The organism is Brumimicrobium aurantiacum, assembly GCF_003402975.1.
Classification (GTDB): Bacteria; Bacteroidota; Bacteroidia; order Flavobacteriales_D; family Crocinitomicaceae; genus Brumimicrobium; species Brumimicrobium aurantiacum.
The window spans coordinates 198691-215724 of record NZ_QURB01000007.1; the positions used below are offsets into that span (position 1 = coordinate 198691).

Genomic DNA, 17034 nt, shown 5'->3' on the forward strand with positions numbered 1-17034 from the left:
CTTTTATTTATTTTAAGGGTATGAATAAAAGAAAGCTCAAGATTATTGTGTCAATTGACGGTGGAGGAATTAGAGGTATTTTACCTTTAATGATTCTCAATCATCTTGAACAGTTGATGAAAGCCAATGATTTAGGTGATTGTCTTAGTGAAAAAGTAGACCTTATTGCTGGTACATCTACAGGGGCAATTATTTCAGCTGGATTAATCGTAAAAAATGATAATCAAAAACATATTTATTCAATTCAAGATTTATTAAATCTTTACATTCAAAGAGGTCCACAGCTATTTAATTTAGCAAACCCCTCTAATCCTGGTTCTGAAGGACTAAAATTGGTGTTGAAAAGAAAGTTTAAAAATTTATTACTTTCAGACTTAGATACCCAGTATGCTTTTGTAAGTCATGATGTCATAACTCATCTTCCTTATGTTTTTGGAAGATACAATCATTCATTGTCAAGAGTAGAATTAAGTACTGCACTTGCGGCATGTAGTGCTGTGCCTGGCTATTTTCCTTCCGTAAAAGTTGCCGATTCAGAATTGATAGATGGCGTTGTATCAGCCAAAAATCCTGCTTTAATAGCCTTGGAACATACTCAAATATATTACCCCAATCAAGCCTATCTATTGCTGAGTTTTGGGACTGGTGATTTGACGAATGAGAACTTTGATGAAATCGAACGCAAAGTGAATGAGGTGGATGATTTACTATCTGAAAAAGCAGAAATCAATGATAATTTAATTTATTACCGATTTCAACCAGAAATTATAACTGCTGCTCCAGAAATGGATAATGCTAGTCCTGAGAATATCGATGCATTAATTGCCGATGGAAAGACATTTATTGAGCATAACAAGGTGTTGTTTGATAGTGTGATTGCCAACTGGAAACAATATTCATAAATCGTCAACAAAAAAAAGAGGCTGAATTCATTAATGAAACAGCCTCAATATCATTTATTTAAAAAAAGTTTATTTTTCGAATAGTCCAACCGCTTCTATATGACTCGTGTGAGGAAATTGATCAACTAAACTAATTTTCTTTGTTTTATAACCGTATTCTTCCAGTGTTTTAATGTCTCTTGCTTGTGTTGAAGGATTACATGAAATATATACAATTCTTTCAGCACCTAGTTGAATAACTTTTTTCAAGGTTTTCGGAGCAATTCCAGCACGAGGAGGATCAAGAACAATCGTGTCAATCTTACCTTCATAATCTGGATATGCTTTCAGAAATTTACCTACATCAGCAGCATAAAAATCAATTCCTTTAATATTATTACGTTTAGCATTTCTTTTAGCATCGGCAATCGCTTCTTGAACAATGTCAACACCAATGATTTTCGTATCCTTAGTTCTTTGTGTCAATAATTGACCAATTGTTCCTGTTCCACAGAATAAGTCCATCACGACTTTATCTTCAAGTGAACGTTCACCTTCAAAAACATAATCAAGTGCCTTATTGTATAATCGTTCTGCACTTTTTGGGTTGGTTTGGAAGAAACTTTCCATACTAATTTCAAAGTACAGTCCATTTAACTCTTCAATTACATTGTCTTTTCCAAAGGCAAGGACACAGTCACCATTTTCAATTTTTGCTCTATCAGCAACATTGTCGTTAATTGTGTGTTGGAAACCTGCAATCCTATCTCCCATGTTATCCTTTAAGAATTGGGCAATAGCTTCTAAATCGAAGTTTTCAATTCCTTGAGATGAAGTTACTAAATTGATAAGTAGTTTATCTTCATAAAAAGATTTTCTAACCACAATATGTCTATAGAAACCTTCTTTTTTCGGTGGGTGCCAAGCCGGTAGATTAGTTTGTTCTAGAAATGTTCTGAAATCTTTCAAGAAGTTTTCCCATTGTGGATCAAATAATCCAGATGCTTTGTTCAAACTTTCCACTTTCCACCAAGTTCCACGGTGCTTAAAGCCTAAGGCAAATGCATCGTCAATTTCTTCATCATTTTCGATGTCGTGTTCAATACATGAAAAAGAATATTCCATCTTATTTCTGTAATGATAGTGCTCTGGAGAAGGAATAAATTCATCAAATAAATCATCAATGTTTTGTAGGTCCGCCAATCTACGGTAGACTTCTAAAGTTACCTTCTTCTTAGATTCTTCCTGTAAAGTAGGAGGGACGTGAATATAAGGAGCTCCACTTATTTCTTGATATTCGGATTTGATTTCTTGTGGAGATCTTTCCAAAACTTTTAGTAAGCTACATTCAGCATGCTTCTTTCTTTTTTTGGTGATTCTTGCCAAAACCTTTTGGCCAGGAAATGTATTGTTAACGAAAAGCACAAATGCACCGTTTTCGTCTTTTATTCTTGCAATTCCTTTTCCTCCAAAAGCTAAATCTTCAATTGTAAGTTCTATTGTTTGACCTCGTTTAATCAATTGTATGTATAATTTGAAATGAATATATTGGTTGAGCTTCTTTATAAATATATAAAGACTACATCAAAATCCTTTTCGGATTACATTAATCCGCGAATAATTCCTTTATCACTGTTTTTAACAAAATCAACTACGGTAGATTTTAGTTCGCTATCTGGCATTTCAGATTCTAAACTTTGTAATCCGTTTGAAATGTTGTTGTTTTGCACAAATAATATTCTGTAAATATCTTCAATAGTTTTCACATCATTATCTGTGAAATTTCGTCGTCGTAATCCAACTGAATTTACACCAGCATAGCTTAATGGTTCTCTTGCTGCTCTTACAAATGGTGGAATGTCTTTACGAATTAAACTAGCTCCACCGATGAAAGAATGAGCTCCAATATGAACAAATTGTTGAGCAGCTGCTTTTCCTTCTATAATTGCATAATCATCAATTGTGACATGTCCTGATAGTCCAACATAATTAGCAAGAATTACATTGTTTCCTAAAGTACAATCATGAGCAACATGCACATATCCCATTAATAAACAGTTGTCACCAACTGATGTTTTTAATTTATCGGAAGTTCCTCTATGAATGGTTACACATTCTCTAATTGTTGTATTGTTTCCAATTTCGACAGTTGTGTATTCACCTCCAAATTTTAAATCTTGAGGAACAGCACCTATTACAGCGCCAGGGTAAATTTTACAATTTTCTCCAATTCTTGTACCTGGAAAAATCGTTACGTTTGGACCAATATGGCAACCATCACCAATTGTAACATCTTCGTAAATAGATGTAAATGCTTCAATGGTAACTCCATCACCGATTTTGGCATCAGAAGAAACAGACGCTAGATTACTTATCATTATCAACTTTATCTTTGATTACTTGAGCCAACATTTCTGCCTCAACTACTAATTTACCGTTTACATAACCTTTTCCGGCCATATTTACTAAACCACGTCGCATAGGAGAAATTAATTTTAACTCAAAAACTACAGTGTCACCTGGCACAACTTTTTGTTTGAACTTTACATTATCAATTTTCATGAAATATGTAGAGTAGAGGTGAGGTTCATCCACTTTACTTAAAGCGAAAATACCACCACACTGTGCCATTGCTTCAATTTGGAATACACCTGGAAAAATTGGATTTCCTGGGAAATGTCCTGTAAATTGAGGTTCATTCATGGTGATGTTCTTTACACCTAAAATTGTATCCTCTGTAATTTCCAAAACTTTATCTACCAATAAAAATGGATAGCGGTGAGGAAGCATTTTCTCGATATCATTAATATCGTATAATGGATCCTTCGTTAAATCAAATTTACGTGGAGCATTTTTCTGCTTCTTAATTTGATCTTTTAATACTTTTGCAAATCTTGTATTTCCTGAGTGACCTGGTCTTGCAGCTAAAATATGAGCTTTAATTGGTTTACCCACCAAAGCCAAATCTCCAACAATGTCTAATAACTTATGACGAGCTGGCTCATTTTGGAATTTCATTTGGTAATTATTCAATGTTCCAATTCCTTGAACACTTACTTCTAATCCTTCTTTACCTAATGTTTTAGCTAGGTGATCTAATTCTTCTTGACTTACCTCTTCGCGTTCAACTAAAATAATTGCATTATCGATGTCTCCTCCTTTAATTAGGCCATTCTTCGCTAAAAACTCTAGTTCACGTAAGAATACAAATGTTTTACAAGTAGAAATTTCATCTTTAAACTCATCGATTTTATAAATTGTAGCATGTTGAGTTCCGAGTACTGGTGAATTATAATCAACCATTACCGTTAAACGATAAACACTATCAGGAACAGCTAAAAATTCAATTTCTTTCTCAGTGTCTTCCCAAGGAATTACTTCGTCAAGTTCTAAATATTCTCTAACTGCTTTTTGTTCTTCATATCCAACAGACTCAATAGCCTGAACAAATGGGTAAGAACTTCCATCCATAATAGGAATTTCTGGTCCAGAAATTTTAATTAATGCATTGTCAACCTGCATTCCATAAAGTGCAGCCAAAACATGTTCTGTGGTATACACCTTTGCACCATTTTTCTCCAATGTTGTACCTCGTTCAGTAGAAACAACTAAATCAGCATCTGCTTCTATAATTGGTTCCCCATCAAGATCCGTACGTTGGAATTTATAACCGTGATTATCTGGTGCTGGACAAAGTTCAATTGTTACCTTTTCACCAGTATGTAAACCTATTCCTACAAGTTTAACAGAAGATTTTAATGTTCTTTGATTTTCAATCATATCTATAATAACCTAAAAATGGATGTTTTTATTTTAATTTTTCTTCAATATCCTGAAGTCTTTGCAATATTAGTGGAAGACGACGGAATCCAATAAATGATTTTTTGTAATCGTTCATTGGAATTGCAGGAGAGCCCATTAATCTTGTATTTGGCTTTTTAACACTTCCTGGAATTCCTGATTGAGCAACGATTTGTGTTCCGTTGGCAATTTTTATGTGTCCACTAATTCCTACTTGTCCACCAACTAGCACGTTTTCGCCAATCTTAGTAGATCCTGCAACTCCTGCTTGTGCAGCCATTGCTGAGTTTTTACCAACATCAACGTTGTGGGCAATTTGAACTAAATTGTCAATTTTTACTCCACGTCGCAATATTGTTGAACCAAGTGTTGCTCTGTCAATTGTTGCATTGGCTCCAATATCAACAAAGTCCTCTAGAATAACATTTCCTATTTGTGGAACCTTTTGAAATTCACCTTTTTCATTTGGCGCAAATCCAAATCCATCAGAACCAATAACAGCTCCAGCATGAATTAAACATGATTTTCCAATAACACAGTCATGGTAAATCGATGCATTAGGATGAATCACTGTTTCATCACCAACTTGTACATTGTCACCAATAAATGTATTCGGATAAATCTTTGTCTTATTTCCGATTACCGCATTTTCACCGATGTATACATTGGCACCAATATAAACTTCTTCGCCAATTGAAGCAGACTCCGCTATAGTTGCGTTTTTCTCTATTTTTGGTTGCTTTTGATGCATTTGATCGTAAACCTCTAACAACTTGGCAAAACAACTGTATGGGTCTTCAACCTTAACCAAGGTTAGGGTAGAAGGCAATGATTTTGTTGGTTCGAAAGTTTTTGCTACAATCGCTATCGAAGCATTTGTGTTGTAAATATGTGGTTCATATTTCATGTTTGATAGAAAAGTTAGCGTCCCTGGCTGACCTTCTTCGATCTTTGATAATCCAGAAACTTTAACGTTTTCATCTCCTTGTACCTCACCTTCTAAAATGCCGGCGATTTGTTCTGCTGAAAATTCCATTCTTCAAAAATATAAAAAGAGTTTATTCAAACTCCTTTGATTTACTTTATTTTTCCACAAAATAACATGGGTTATTGTAAAAAGTGACAAATTCTACTTTGATTGGTGCGAAGGATAGCAGATAAAGTATTTTTCCACAGGCTCAGATAAAGCATGGATATTTAAATTATCGGCGGCTTGACTCACATCCTTTACACTACCGTCTTTCATCAATAAATTGATTTTCTCATGCATTTCGTTATAGGCATTATTCCTCAAAATTGCGGTTTGAACAAAGTTTTTTGCTTCTTCTTGATTTAGTCCAAATTGTGTTTTAACTTCATCAATCTCAAACTGAATGCGCTCTTTTGAAAACGGTTCGGTAGAAATTTCAATTTTAAATAGTTTTCTGTTAATTAGTTGACTTGCTAAAAGTGATAGGACCTTATCATCGCAAAACTGCCAAACTTTTACAGCTCCCATAATATCGAAATCATCTAACAATGCAAATTGATTGAGAAGGTTTTCATCATTTGCAAAATCTTCCATTTCTATATCTCTAGAAAGAAAGAGTTTAAATGCTGGACTGGCAAATAAATCATGCCCGTTTTGTACTAAGTTTTTAGCTCGTCGTAACAAAAAAGTGAGCATAACTTCTGATGAAACAACAGTTTTATGCATGTAAACTTGCCAATACATCAGTCTTCGTGCAACCAAAAACTTCTCAATAGAATAAACTCCTTTCTGTTCAACCACAAGTTGATTGTCTACAACGTCTAGCATCGCGATAATTCGATCACTTCCTATGACACCTTCAGAAACACCTGTGTAAAAACTGTCTCTATTAAGGTAGTCCATTCTATCCATATCTAATTGGCTAGATACTAATTGATGAAGAAACTCCTTATGGTATTTATTTTCGAAAATTTCAATTGATAAATCTAATTTCCCATCAAACTCCTGCGAAAGTTTTTTCATGAAGAGCAAAGAAATTTCTTCGTGACTTACATTTTTTACAATATCTCTTTCTAAAGTATGACTAAATGGTCCATGACCAATGTCGTGCAAAAGAATGGCAATCAAAGTTGCAGTTTCTTCCTCCTCTGTAATTTCAATACCTTTATAACGCAAGGCCTGAATGGCTTTGGTCATTAGGTGTGTGGCACCAATTGCATGATGAAAACGTGTGTGAAGTGCACCTGGATAAACCAGATGTGACATTCCTAATTGTTTAATTCTCCTTAATCTTTGGTAGAAAGGATGCTCTATTAAATCGAAAATTATATCCTTTGGCAATGAAATAAATCCATATACAGGATCGTTTAGAATTTTCTTTTTATTATTTATGTTGAGGTTTGGACGCAAATCTTTACTTTTATAATTCATGTAAAATTAAAAATAATCAGATAATGCAAGTAAAAATCCTTTGGGCAGATGATGAAATCGACTTATTAAAACCACATATCATGTTTTTAGAGCAGAAAGGATATGATGTAGAAGCGGTTCATAGTGGTGGTGAAGCCATAGAAAAATGTGAAGAGGAAGCATTTGATATTGTCTTTTTAGATGAAAATATGCCAGGTATTTCTGGTTTAGATGCCTTGGCAAAAATCAAAGAGATTCGTCCGATGGTTCCAGTGGTTATGATCACTAAAAGTGAAGAAGAAAGTATCATGGAAGAAGCCATTGGTGGAAAAATAGCTGATTATTTAATTAAACCAGTGAATCCGAATCAGATTTTATTGAGTTTAAAGAAAAACCTTGATCAAGGAAAGTTGGTATCTGATAAAGTGAACACTAATTATCAACGTGAGTTTAGACAAATTGGAATGGATTTGAGTGATCGCCTTGATGCTGAAGAGTGGGCAGCGATGTATAAAAAGCTTGTGAATTGGGATATCGAATTTTCGAAATTGGAAGATCAAGGAATGCAGGAAGTTTTTGATATGCAGCTGAAAGAAGCCAATTCTTCATTTTCAAAGTTTATCGAAGAAAATTATTTAGATTGGTTGAATAGCGTTGAGGAAGCTCCTCAAATGTTGCATACTTTGTTTAAAGACAAAATAGCACCACATTTAGACGAGCCTGTTTATTTATTGGTGGTGGATAATTTAAGATATGACCAATATCAAGCTTTGCGCCCAACATTAAGTAAATATTTTACATTTGATAGAGAAGATATTGTGTATTCTATTTTGCCAACCGCAACGCAATATGCGAGGAATGCCTTTTTTGCAGGCTTAATGCCGAGTGAAATTAAAAAGAAATATCCAGAATTATGGATTAGTGAAGATCAAGAAGGAAGTAAGAATGCTCATGAGGAGGAGTTGTTGCTAAAACAATTAAAACGACTTGGAACGGATGTGAAAGTAGGTTATCGAAAAATAACCAATATAGAAGCAGGGAAGAAGTTAGCTGAAAATTTGAATCAGTTAAAGAATAATGACCTGAATGTTATTGTCTATAATTTTGTAGACATGCTTTCACATGCAAGAACAGATATGAAAGTAATTCGTGAATTAGCTGATGATGAGGCTGCGTACCGTTCTTTAACGACAAGTTGGTTTGATCATTCTCCTCTTCAAGATATCATGAAAGAAATAGCGAAATCTGGAGCGAAATTAATTTTGACAACTGATCACGGTACGGTCAAAGTGAATAATGCTGTGAAAATTGTAGGTCCAAAAGAAACAAATACTAATTTAAGGTACAAAATTGGAAAAAACTTGAATTATAAAGGAAAGGAGGTTTTCGAAGTGAAGAACCCAGATGAAGCCTATTTACCTAAAGATAATATATCGGACGCTTATGTTTTTAGCCGAAATAATGACTTTTTTGTCTATCCGAACAACTTTAATCATTATTCGAAATATTATAATGACACCTTTCAACATGGAGGTATTTCCCTTGAGGAAATATTGATTCCATACGTTGAAATGAGAGGGAAAAAGAGAAATTAAATTTTAGCTTAAATTTGTAGGATACAAAAGTATATGAAATTTTACGCAAGAAACGAGAAAGACCTGATCAATATTAGTTCTGACTTTCTCGAACTGATGAAAGAATATAAATGTTTTGCATTTAATGGAGAAATGGGAGTGGGAAAAACCACTTTTATTTCATACCTTGTAAAAGCAATGGGGATCGTTGATCAAGTGAGTTCACCTACTTATGGTTATGTGAACGAATATGAAAGTCCTTTTTTTGGGACGGTTTATCATTTTGATTTATATAGAATTGAAGATGAAAGCGAAGCTTATGATATAGGAATAGAGGAATATATTTACCGTGATAATGTAGTTTTTATCGAATGGGCCGAAAAAATAGAGAACCTTTTACCCGAAGATTGCGTATGGATAAATATTACAAAAGATGACCTTGGTGGTCGGACCATTGAAACTGAAATATGAAGACAGATCCAGATATAATTAAAAGCTTAATGAAAGAGGGTCGGTTACTTCCACAAGAGGAAATGTTGGAAATAGCCCGAAAAAAAGGCAGATTAAAAATTGGAGTTCCTTGTGAAAATACTTTTCAAGAAAGGCGTGTGGCTTTGGTGCCAGAGGCCGTTTCTTTATTAGTAGCCAATGGACATGAAATAAAAGTTGAAACCAAAGCTGGTGAAAATGCAAATTTTTCTGATAGGGCCTATTCTGAAGCTGGGGCTGAAATAGTATATGATCGAAAGGATGTATTCCAATGTGACATTGTTTTTAAAGTTTCTCCGCCTGTAGAGGAAGAAGTTGAAATGATGGAAATGGGCTTAACTTTAATTTCTGCACTTCAAATTAGTATGCAACCACGCCAAGTGTTGCAGAAAATGATGAAAAAGAAAATTACTGCTATTGCTTGGGATTATATGCGTGATGAAGAAGGTCATTTTCCTGTTGTAAGTGCGATGGGGGAAATTGCAGGAAATACATCAATTCACATTGCAGCAGAATTACTCAATGCCTTTAAAAATGGGAAGGGAGTTATGCTGGGAGGAATTGCCGGAGTTCAACCAACTGAAGTTGTGATTCTCGGTGCAGGAACGGTTGGCGAATTTGCAGCAAAATCTGCAATTGGACTAGGATGTTCTGTTAAGGTTTTTGATAATGCGCTTGGAAAATTACGTCGTCTACAATCCAAAGTTGGTCAACGTATTTACACCTCTATAATTCAACCTAAAGTTTTAAGTAAAGCCTTAATGCGTGCCGATGTTGTCATTGGAGCAGTGCGTTCACCTTTTGGTAAAACACCTTGTATCGTTTCTGAGGAAATGGTGAGTAATATGAAATCAGGATCTATAGTGATAGATGTAAGTATTGATCAAGGTGGATGTTTCGAAACATCTGAATTAACTAATCATGAGCAGCCCACTTTTGATAAATATGGCGTAACACATTATTGTGTACCTAATATCGCTTCAAGGGTTTCAAGAACTGCCTCATTTGCCATCTCAAATATTTTTGCTCCTGTTCTTATTAAAATGGGGGAGAAAGGAGGTGATAAGGAGTTGATTAAACGAGATCATGGTTTTAGATGTGGTGTTTACATGTATAAAGGAACCTTAACTAGTGAGGTGCTTGGGAAAATATTTGACCTTAATCATAAAGAAATCGAACTTTTATTAATGGGGATGTAAGTTTACTCCTATTTTTGTAGTCTAATTTTATAGATTATGAAAGGAATTTGGAAAAGACTTCGTTATTATCTTATCGGTTTTTTAATTGGTACAATCTTCGTTAGTATCTTATTTGGAGATCGTGGTTGTTCTTGGACACCAACCAATAGAGTGAAAAATTCAATTCAAGATAAAATTATTGTTTTTCCCGAAGATGAAATTCCTACGATCAATGCAATGGGACTTAATCAAACTAATATCTATAGATTTTTAGTCAATGCAGATGTTGATTTTTCAAATAGTTTAAAAGATAGCTATCCAAAAGTTTACATCGTAGAAAATCATGATTCCATCGCTCAGCGTTTACAATTTTCATTGTATGAAGATAGTTATTTAACAGTGGTTCATACCTTAAAAGAGGAAGAGAAACCACAACGATATGAACAGCTAGAAGGTTGGGGAGAAATGGTAAGGCTACCTAAAGACTCAGCATTAGTTTTTATCGATAAATCAAATTATACACAATGTAAGGCTAGAAGATTGGCAACTACCGATCAGCAAGAAATTATTCAGCAAATGAAGCATACAGGGCGTGTAAACTTTTCAGAAAGTGATTTAATGTTGACTAAAGCTGTTCAGCAGATTCAATTTTATCAAAATGATACTTTAGAGGTGAATGCAAAAACGATTTGGTTTGAATCGCGTATTACTTTCAAAGATTTTGATTGGAAAGAAAAGTTAGAGTGTGAATAGTTGGATCAATAGTCAGAATTAAGATCGCTGTTTCTTCGTCTTTAAGACTACAGATTTTACGATGGAATCATGCAAAGCTTTATTTTTGGAACTAATTGATACAGCAAATAATGAAAATACACCAAGAAACAACTTTGCTATATATCGGATTTCTGCTGCAGGAAAAGATATATTTTTTTTTGTGTTACTTTCCTTTTTTTATTCTTATTCCAACAATATAATGACCAATGGTTGCGCCAAATATAGAGCTTGATAGAGGTTCATACAATCCGAAAATGGCAATAACAACCAAAATTCTTAAATAGGATGGAACTTCATCAAAAGAAGATAGTAGGTTGGTTGCAAAATAAATTAAAAATATGTAAACCATGAGGTCGGTATAAGAAGCTTTAATCCTATCTATTAATTCTGCGTATTCTATCCCTTCCATGTAATAATAGCGTTACTCTTTTTTTGTTGGATTCTTAACACCTGCATTGATTTTTACCTCTAAATGGTTGACTTCCGGAGTTAAAGGGCAAGAATAGCGATAAGAGTATACACAGTAAGGATTGTAAGCTAAATTAAAATCCACAGCAATAGTTTCTTCATCACCTGTCATGTTTAGGTCTAAATATCTTCCTCCTCCATATGTTTCTTCAGGTACGTTAGCATCTTTAAATGGAATAAAAACATAATCTTTATATTTTTCACCTTTTAAAGTCAAATTCTTATACACTTCAAGGTTTTGTTCTTTTCCATCAATCTCAAAAATCAAAATACCAATTCTTTGATACTTTACCTTTCTTGAAGAAGTGGTCGGCATTTTAAAAGGTCTACTTTTCTTTTTCTTAAATTGCGCTGTTATTACCCAACTTTTGTCAATTGGAAAATAGTTTAGGTTTAAAATCTTCTCTTTTTCTTGGTCATTGAGTACTTCATTCGAATGCAAAAGTTCTTGTTCAAATGAATCTCTTAGGTTCTGAACAGAGTCTATATAAGTATCTTGGGCGTGAACCAGTGAGCATTGTAGTAAAAAGAACAAAAAGATCAAATGTAGTTTCATAAGTGTAGTATTAATTTATTAATTTCGAGAACCAAAAATTGTACTCCCAATTCTTACCATATTACTACCTTCTTCAATTGCAATTTTGTAGTCGCCGCTCATGCCCATTGAGATAATTTCAAATGATTTATTGAATTTAAAGAAATGGCTTCTGAATATTTCAAAATAATTATTGAGTGTTCTAAACTCATCTTGAATTTTTTCTTCATTCTCTGTAAATGTTGCCATTCCCATTACGCCTCGAACATTGATGTTTTCAAGTTGAGTAAATTCTTGGCTTTCTAACATTGTTTTGGCTTCATCAAAGTCAAAACCATATTTACTTTGTTCTTGGGCGATATGAAATTGGAGAAGTACATCAATTGTACGTTCTTCTTTTTTAGCACGTTTATTTATTTCTTCAAGTAGTTTAAAACTGTCTACACCATGAATTAGGCTAACAAAAGGAGCAATATACTTTACTTTTTTTGTTTGTAAATGACCAATCATGTGCCACTCAATATCTTTAGGTAGAGCCTCGTATTTATCAACTAATTCTTGAACTCTATTTTCCCCAAATATGCGCTGACCAGCCTCATAAGCTGCTAAAATATCTTCATTCGGCTTAGTTTTAGAAACTGCTACAAGTGTAACGCCTTGAGGTAAATTTGATTTTACTTCTGATAACTTTTCTGCAATCATTCGTTTATTTTATAAATTGTTAAACCACTTCGCATTTTAGGTTCAATGAAGGTTGATTTTGGGGGCATAATTGCATTTTCATCGGCAACAGCCTTTAGTTGTTCCATCGTTACAGGGTACAATAGAAATCCAACTTGATATTCTCCGGAATTTACTGAATGTTCAATGGCTAAAATTTCGTCTTCACCACTTTGGAAGCTGATATTTTCATCCGTGGTTAGGTCATGTATGCCTAAAATAGGAGAGAGAATATATCGTGTTAGAATTTCTGCGTCGATACTACTTACAGCGTCTGTTTTAGTATGAGCTTCAGGTTTTAGCCTTAATTGATACCAATGTCTATCCACAAACATGTGAATATCATGTAATTGTTCTGGATTTTTTGGACGTTCTAATTTTGTTACAGTAAATTTTTCTTCAATTTGTTTAACGAGTTCTTCTTCCGAATGACCGTTTAAGGTTTTGCAAAGCCTATTGAAAGGCATGATATTCAGTCGTTCCTCATCAATGAAGAAACTCAAAAATGCATTGTAGTTTTTATCTAAATCTCTTTCACCTCGTGAATTGATTAAGTCATGTAACCTTACTGATGAAGCCGATCTATGATGACCATCAGCTATGTAACAATTTTCAATTTCTGAATATGCAGCTTGTATTTCTTCAACTTCCTGACTTGTTGCCAACCAGAGTTCGTGAATTGTTTCGTCTGTAGTTGCAAATTCATATTCTGGGCGATTTTTAGTGATTTTCGCCAAAATTTCATCCAATTTCTCACTTTTCTTATGACTTAATAAAACGGGTTCAGCATTGAATCCTACAATGTCCAAGTAATTGGTAAACAGTGATTCTCTTGAGGTTAAGGTTGCTTCGTGTTTTTTTATTTTATTGTTCTTGTATTCTTGAACACTAGCCCCACCAATAACCCCTAAATAACTGTGATGAGGTGTTGATTGTTTATAGATATATAATGTTGCTTCCTCATCTTGTTGAAAAATCTTACGCTCAGTAAATTCTTCATATTTATGTTTTACTTTCATAAATCGTTCAACAGAGTTGGGAACTGTTCTGTTGTCTTCATTTTCAAAAAATTCTGGGTGAATGATGTGAATGAAAGAATAAGGATTTGACTCAAGCTTTGCTTCTAGAATTGAGTTCTTATAAGTTGAAACAGCTCGTGAGGCAACTAGGTGTGCCATGCTTCTAGTTGGACGAATTGCTTTAAATGCTTTTATTTTTGTCATATATTGTTCTTATCTATAAAGTATTGCGGGCATTAAAGCAAATATAGAAAATTGTTTGATTTTCGGATCAAAATTGATTAGAACTAAACCAATTATTTCGAGATTTTAAAAGAGATACCATTCTTTTTTAAATGATGTGCAATATTGTGTTTAATTAGCTGTATTTTTGCAGCATGAAGACAAAAACGCTGAAAAAAAATAAAGTGAATGTTGTCACTTTAGGATGTTCGAAAAATATTTTTGATTCGGAAGTGCTGATGGCACAACTGAAGGCAAATAAATTTGACGTAGAACATGAGGCAAAACAAGACGATTCGGATATTGTAATTATCAATACATGTGGTTTCATTGATAATGCAAAGCAAGAATCAATCGATACTATTTTACGTTATGCTGAGGCCAAAAAAGAAGGTCAAGTAGACAAAGTATATGTTACTGGATGTTTATCTCAACGATACAAAGATGATCTTGAGCAAGAAATTCCAGAGGTTGATGCCTATTTTGGTACACGTGAATTACCACGTATGCTGAAAACGTTAAAAGCAGATTATAAACATGAATTAGTAGGGGAACGTTTATTGACAACACCTTCGCACTATGCGTATTTTAAAATTGCTGAAGGTTGTGATCGACCATGTTCATTCTGTGCTATTCCAATTATGAGAGGTGGACATAAGTCTACACCAATTGAAGATTTGGTAAAGCAAGCAGAAGGTTTAGCTGCTAAAGGAGTTAAAGAATTGATGTTAATTGCTCAAGATTTAACATATTATGGATTAGATTTATATAAAAAGCGAGCGCTTGCAGAATTAGTAGATCGTTTGGCAGATGTAGAAGGAATAGAGTGGATTAAATTGCACTATGCATTTCCAACAGGTTTTCCAATGGATGTTTTAGATGTAATGAAAAATCGTAGTAATGTTTGTAATTACCTTGATATGCCATTACAACACGGTTCAACAAGAATGTTGAAAGCAATGCGTCGTGGAACAACACGTCAGAAAACGGAGAAACTAATTGAAGAAATTAGAAATAAAGTACCTGAAATTGCAATTCGTACAACTTTGATTTCTGGTTACCCTGGAGAAACAGAGGAAGATTTTCAAGAAATGTATGACTGGGTAGAAAAATCTAGATTTGAACGTTTAGGAATCTTCACTTATTCTCATGAGGAAAATACACATGCTTATAATTTTGAAGATGATGTTCCTGCAGCAGTTAAACGCGAACGTGCAGATGCAATCATGGAACTTCAATCAGGGATTAGTTATGATCTTAATCAAAAGCATATAGGTCAAGTAAGAAAAGTATTATTTGATAGGGCAGAGGGAGATTACTTTATTGGAAGAACTGAATTTGATTCACCAGAAGTAGATAATGAAGTATTGATTAAAGCTGCAGATAATTATGTAAGAATTGGAGATTTTGCTCCGATTTATATTACCTCTGCTGATCATTATGATTTGTATGGTAAATTAGCTGAAGAGTAAAAAGTTATACTAAATGAAAAAGCCGCAAAAAATTGCGGCTTTTTTTATATGTTATTTTTTGATCAACTGATCAATTTTTTCGTCAATAAACGCTGAAATTATTTCTGTGAATTTATCTCTATTGTTTAGATAGTAACGATCAACGTATGATTTTACTATCTTTTTAATGTTAATACCTTTGGTTTTACTGCCATTCTTCGCAACTAAAGTCGTTGTTATTTTATCGTATAAGAAATCTAATGATAATCCAACTAGATATTCTTTTAAGTCGAAATCATCAGCCATTCCTGGTCTTATTTGATGACCAATTTTTTTCTCGAAAAAACCAAAAAGGTTCTCAGGTTCTAAGTATGATTTTATATTGATTTCCAGAAGACGTTTTGAAAGTTCGATTTGATTAATTAACCGTTCTTCCTCTTCTAATAAATCTTTATAACTATTTATATTATTCATATTTGTTCGTGATTAATCGAGTGAAAAAATTAAGTAAATAACGAAATGTTGAAATTTTAAAAACTCTCATTAAGATGATGGCAATAATAGGTATCATTCCAACAATTAAGAAGCCTAATGCATAAGATGAAAGTAAAGTTCCCAAATATATGGCCAATGCCAATCCTAGAAACGATATTCCAATCATTGTAAGTATTGTTACTAAAAGACTGTAAGCTACTCTAGTTGTGACTTCAGTTGCTTTCTTCATTGATCTTATTCTGAACAAAGCAATGTAAGTAGTAACCAGTTTTTTTAACTCATCTATGCCTTCTTTAGTAGTATTATTCTCTTTCATTGTTTTTATGCTTTAGCTTGTGGCGATTATTTACGATTTGATATTCGCTTGTTTTAAAAGCTCATCACTTTTATCTAATACTGCGTCCTTAGCGTTACCCAAAGCATCAACTGTTGCATCTTTAGCTTCATTAATTTTTGAAGCTAATGCTTCACGTGTTTCTTTTCCACTTGCTGGTGCAAGTAATAATGCTATTCCTGCTCCAACTGCTGCTCCTGCTAATGCTGATACTATAATCTTTGATTTGTCGTCCATAATATTTTGTTTTTTTATTTGTTAATAATGTATACCTCAAAATACCAATTTATTAGAGGTATTCAAAGTTTTAATTCTTAAAAAACATTAAAACTAATTTAAGTGAAAAGATTATAGAATATGAATTCTAGTTTTGGATAGCGCATTTTATTTACAGAGTTTTCTGTGTTTTTGCTATCTTTTTTTTGTGAAGTATATCTTAGTTAAATAAGTGGTGATGTGCTTTAGTTCGAGTATTGAGAAAGCTATTGAGAAGAAGATGTGTCTTTTTCCTTTATAAACGCATGTATTACTTTAAAGCAAAAAAAAAAGAGACCATCTTATCGATGATCTCTTTTTCTTAAATATATTTGTCCCGTCCTGATATAGCGATACACTAAAACATAGTGTAATGAAAACATCAAAAAAGACAGGGGTTTCGAAGCGTACCCAGAAAGATTATTCACTTTCTTTTAAGCTTCAATTAGTTCAAGAAA

At 33.5% G+C, this 17034-nt stretch carries 18 protein-coding genes; 6 read left to right on the top strand and 12 right to left on the bottom strand.

Going from position 1 to position 17034, the window contains the following annotated elements; all coding sequences use genetic code 11:
* The first annotated feature begins 20 nt into the window (after positions 1–20).
* A complete protein-coding gene (locus DXU93_RS11895) occupies positions 21–902 on the top strand; it encodes a patatin-like phospholipase family protein (protein WP_116881516.1) in 882 nt (293 codons plus the stop codon).
* Between the two features lie 69 nt (positions 903–971).
* Here DXU93_RS11895 and rlmD read toward each other — a convergent pair whose 3' ends face one another.
* The 5 genes from rlmD to DXU93_RS11920 form a co-directional block, all read right to left on the bottom strand.
* Complete coding sequence (gene rlmD, locus DXU93_RS11900; RefSeq protein ID WP_116881517.1) at positions 972–2402, bottom strand: 23S rRNA (uracil(1939)-C(5))-methyltransferase RlmD; 1431 nt, start codon at positions 2400–2402, stop codon at positions 972–974.
* 80 nt (positions 2403–2482) lie between these two features.
* Positions 2483–3259 carry an acyl-ACP--UDP-N-acetylglucosamine O-acyltransferase gene (lpxA, locus tag DXU93_RS11905; RefSeq protein ID WP_116881518.1) on the bottom strand — a complete coding sequence of 259 codons (777 nt, stop codon included), beginning with the start codon at positions 3257–3259 and terminating at the stop codon, positions 2483–2485.
* A complete protein-coding gene (locus tag DXU93_RS11910; RefSeq protein ID WP_116881519.1) occupies positions 3249–4661 on the bottom strand; it encodes a bifunctional UDP-3-O-[3-hydroxymyristoyl] N-acetylglucosamine deacetylase/3-hydroxyacyl-ACP dehydratase in 1413 nt (470 codons plus the stop codon). The genes lpxA and DXU93_RS11910 overlap by 11 nt, the downstream gene beginning before the upstream one ends.
* Positions 4662–4689: 28 nt before the next feature.
* The gene (gene lpxD, locus DXU93_RS11915; protein ID WP_116881520.1) at positions 4690–5718 is read right to left on the bottom strand and encodes a UDP-3-O-(3-hydroxymyristoyl)glucosamine N-acyltransferase; all 1029 of its coding nucleotides are present in this window, start codon (positions 5716–5718) and stop codon (positions 4690–4692) included.
* Positions 5719–5811: 93 nt separating this feature from the next.
* The gene (locus tag DXU93_RS11920) at positions 5812–7083 is read right to left on the bottom strand and encodes an HD domain-containing protein (RefSeq protein WP_116881521.1); all 1272 of its coding nucleotides are present in this window, start codon (positions 7081–7083) and stop codon (positions 5812–5814) included.
* Between the two features lie 23 nt (positions 7084–7106).
* Between DXU93_RS11920 and porX the strand changes: the two genes are divergently transcribed.
* Genes porX through DXU93_RS11940 form a run of 4 tightly spaced genes read left to right on the top strand, consistent with a single transcriptional unit; the run spans position 7107 to position 11056 of the window.
* The gene (gene porX, locus DXU93_RS11925; protein WP_240623454.1) at positions 7107–8657 is read left to right on the top strand and encodes a T9SS response regulator signal transducer PorX; all 1551 of its coding nucleotides are present in this window, start codon (positions 7107–7109) and stop codon (positions 8655–8657) included.
* 33 nt (positions 8658–8690) lie between these two features.
* Positions 8691–9107: a tRNA (adenosine(37)-N6)-threonylcarbamoyltransferase complex ATPase subunit type 1 TsaE gene (tsaE, locus tag DXU93_RS11930; RefSeq protein ID WP_116881522.1), complete on the top strand. Its 417-nt coding sequence runs from the start codon at positions 8691–8693 to the stop codon at positions 9105–9107.
* A complete protein-coding gene (locus DXU93_RS11935; RefSeq protein WP_116881523.1) occupies positions 9104–10324 on the top strand; it encodes an alanine dehydrogenase in 1221 nt (406 codons plus the stop codon). Before tsaE ends, DXU93_RS11935 begins: the two co-directional genes overlap by 4 nt.
* Before the next feature lie 36 nt (positions 10325–10360).
* Positions 10361–11056 (top strand): hypothetical protein, encoded by a 696-nt coding sequence (locus DXU93_RS11940; RefSeq protein WP_116881524.1) that lies wholly within the window; start codon positions 10361–10363, stop codon positions 11054–11056.
* A 184-nt stretch (positions 11057–11240) separates the two neighbouring features.
* On the opposite strand, the gene DXU93_RS11945 is transcribed toward DXU93_RS11940, so the two are convergent.
* The 4 genes from DXU93_RS11945 to DXU93_RS11960 are packed head-to-tail and all read right to left on the bottom strand — an operon-like array spanning position 11241 to position 14023.
* Positions 11241–11486, bottom strand: coding sequence for an RDD family protein (locus DXU93_RS11945; protein WP_116881525.1), 246 nt, complete (start codon positions 11484–11486; stop codon positions 11241–11243).
* A gap of 12 nt (positions 11487–11498) precedes the next feature.
* Positions 11499–12101, bottom strand: coding sequence for a DUF1684 domain-containing protein (locus DXU93_RS11950; protein ID WP_116881526.1), 603 nt, complete (start codon positions 12099–12101; stop codon positions 11499–11501).
* A gap of 18 nt (positions 12102–12119) precedes the next feature.
* Positions 12120–12782: a YggS family pyridoxal phosphate-dependent enzyme gene (locus DXU93_RS11955; RefSeq protein WP_116881527.1), complete on the bottom strand. Its 663-nt coding sequence runs from the start codon at positions 12780–12782 to the stop codon at positions 12120–12122.
* Positions 12779–14023: a DUF1015 domain-containing protein gene (locus tag DXU93_RS11960; RefSeq protein ID WP_116881528.1), complete on the bottom strand. Its 1245-nt coding sequence runs from the start codon at positions 14021–14023 to the stop codon at positions 12779–12781. Before DXU93_RS11960 ends, DXU93_RS11955 begins: the two co-directional genes overlap by 4 nt.
* Before the next feature lie 173 nt (positions 14024–14196).
* Here DXU93_RS11960 and rimO point away from each other — a divergent pair, with 173 nt between their 5' ends.
* Positions 14197–15513: a 30S ribosomal protein S12 methylthiotransferase RimO gene (gene rimO, locus DXU93_RS11965; RefSeq protein WP_116881529.1), complete on the top strand. Its 1317-nt coding sequence runs from the start codon at positions 14197–14199 to the stop codon at positions 15511–15513.
* Between the two features lie 51 nt (positions 15514–15564).
* Here rimO and DXU93_RS11970 read toward each other — a convergent pair whose 3' ends face one another.
* Genes DXU93_RS11970 through DXU93_RS11980 form a run of 3 tightly spaced genes read right to left on the bottom strand, consistent with a single transcriptional unit; the run spans position 15565 to position 16558 of the window.
* Entirely contained in the window at positions 15565–15966 is a 402-nt protein-coding gene (locus tag DXU93_RS11970) for a hypothetical protein (protein ID WP_116881530.1), read from the bottom strand.
* Positions 15959–16303 (bottom strand): hypothetical protein, encoded by a 345-nt coding sequence (locus tag DXU93_RS11975; RefSeq protein WP_116881531.1) that lies wholly within the window; start codon positions 16301–16303, stop codon positions 15959–15961. Before DXU93_RS11975 ends, DXU93_RS11970 begins: the two co-directional genes overlap by 8 nt.
* A 30-nt stretch (positions 16304–16333) precedes the next feature.
* On the bottom strand, positions 16334–16558 hold the full coding sequence (locus DXU93_RS11980) for a YtxH domain-containing protein (RefSeq protein ID WP_116881532.1): 225 nt from the start codon (positions 16556–16558) through the stop codon (positions 16334–16336).
* Between the last annotated feature and the right edge of the window lie 476 nt (positions 16559–17034).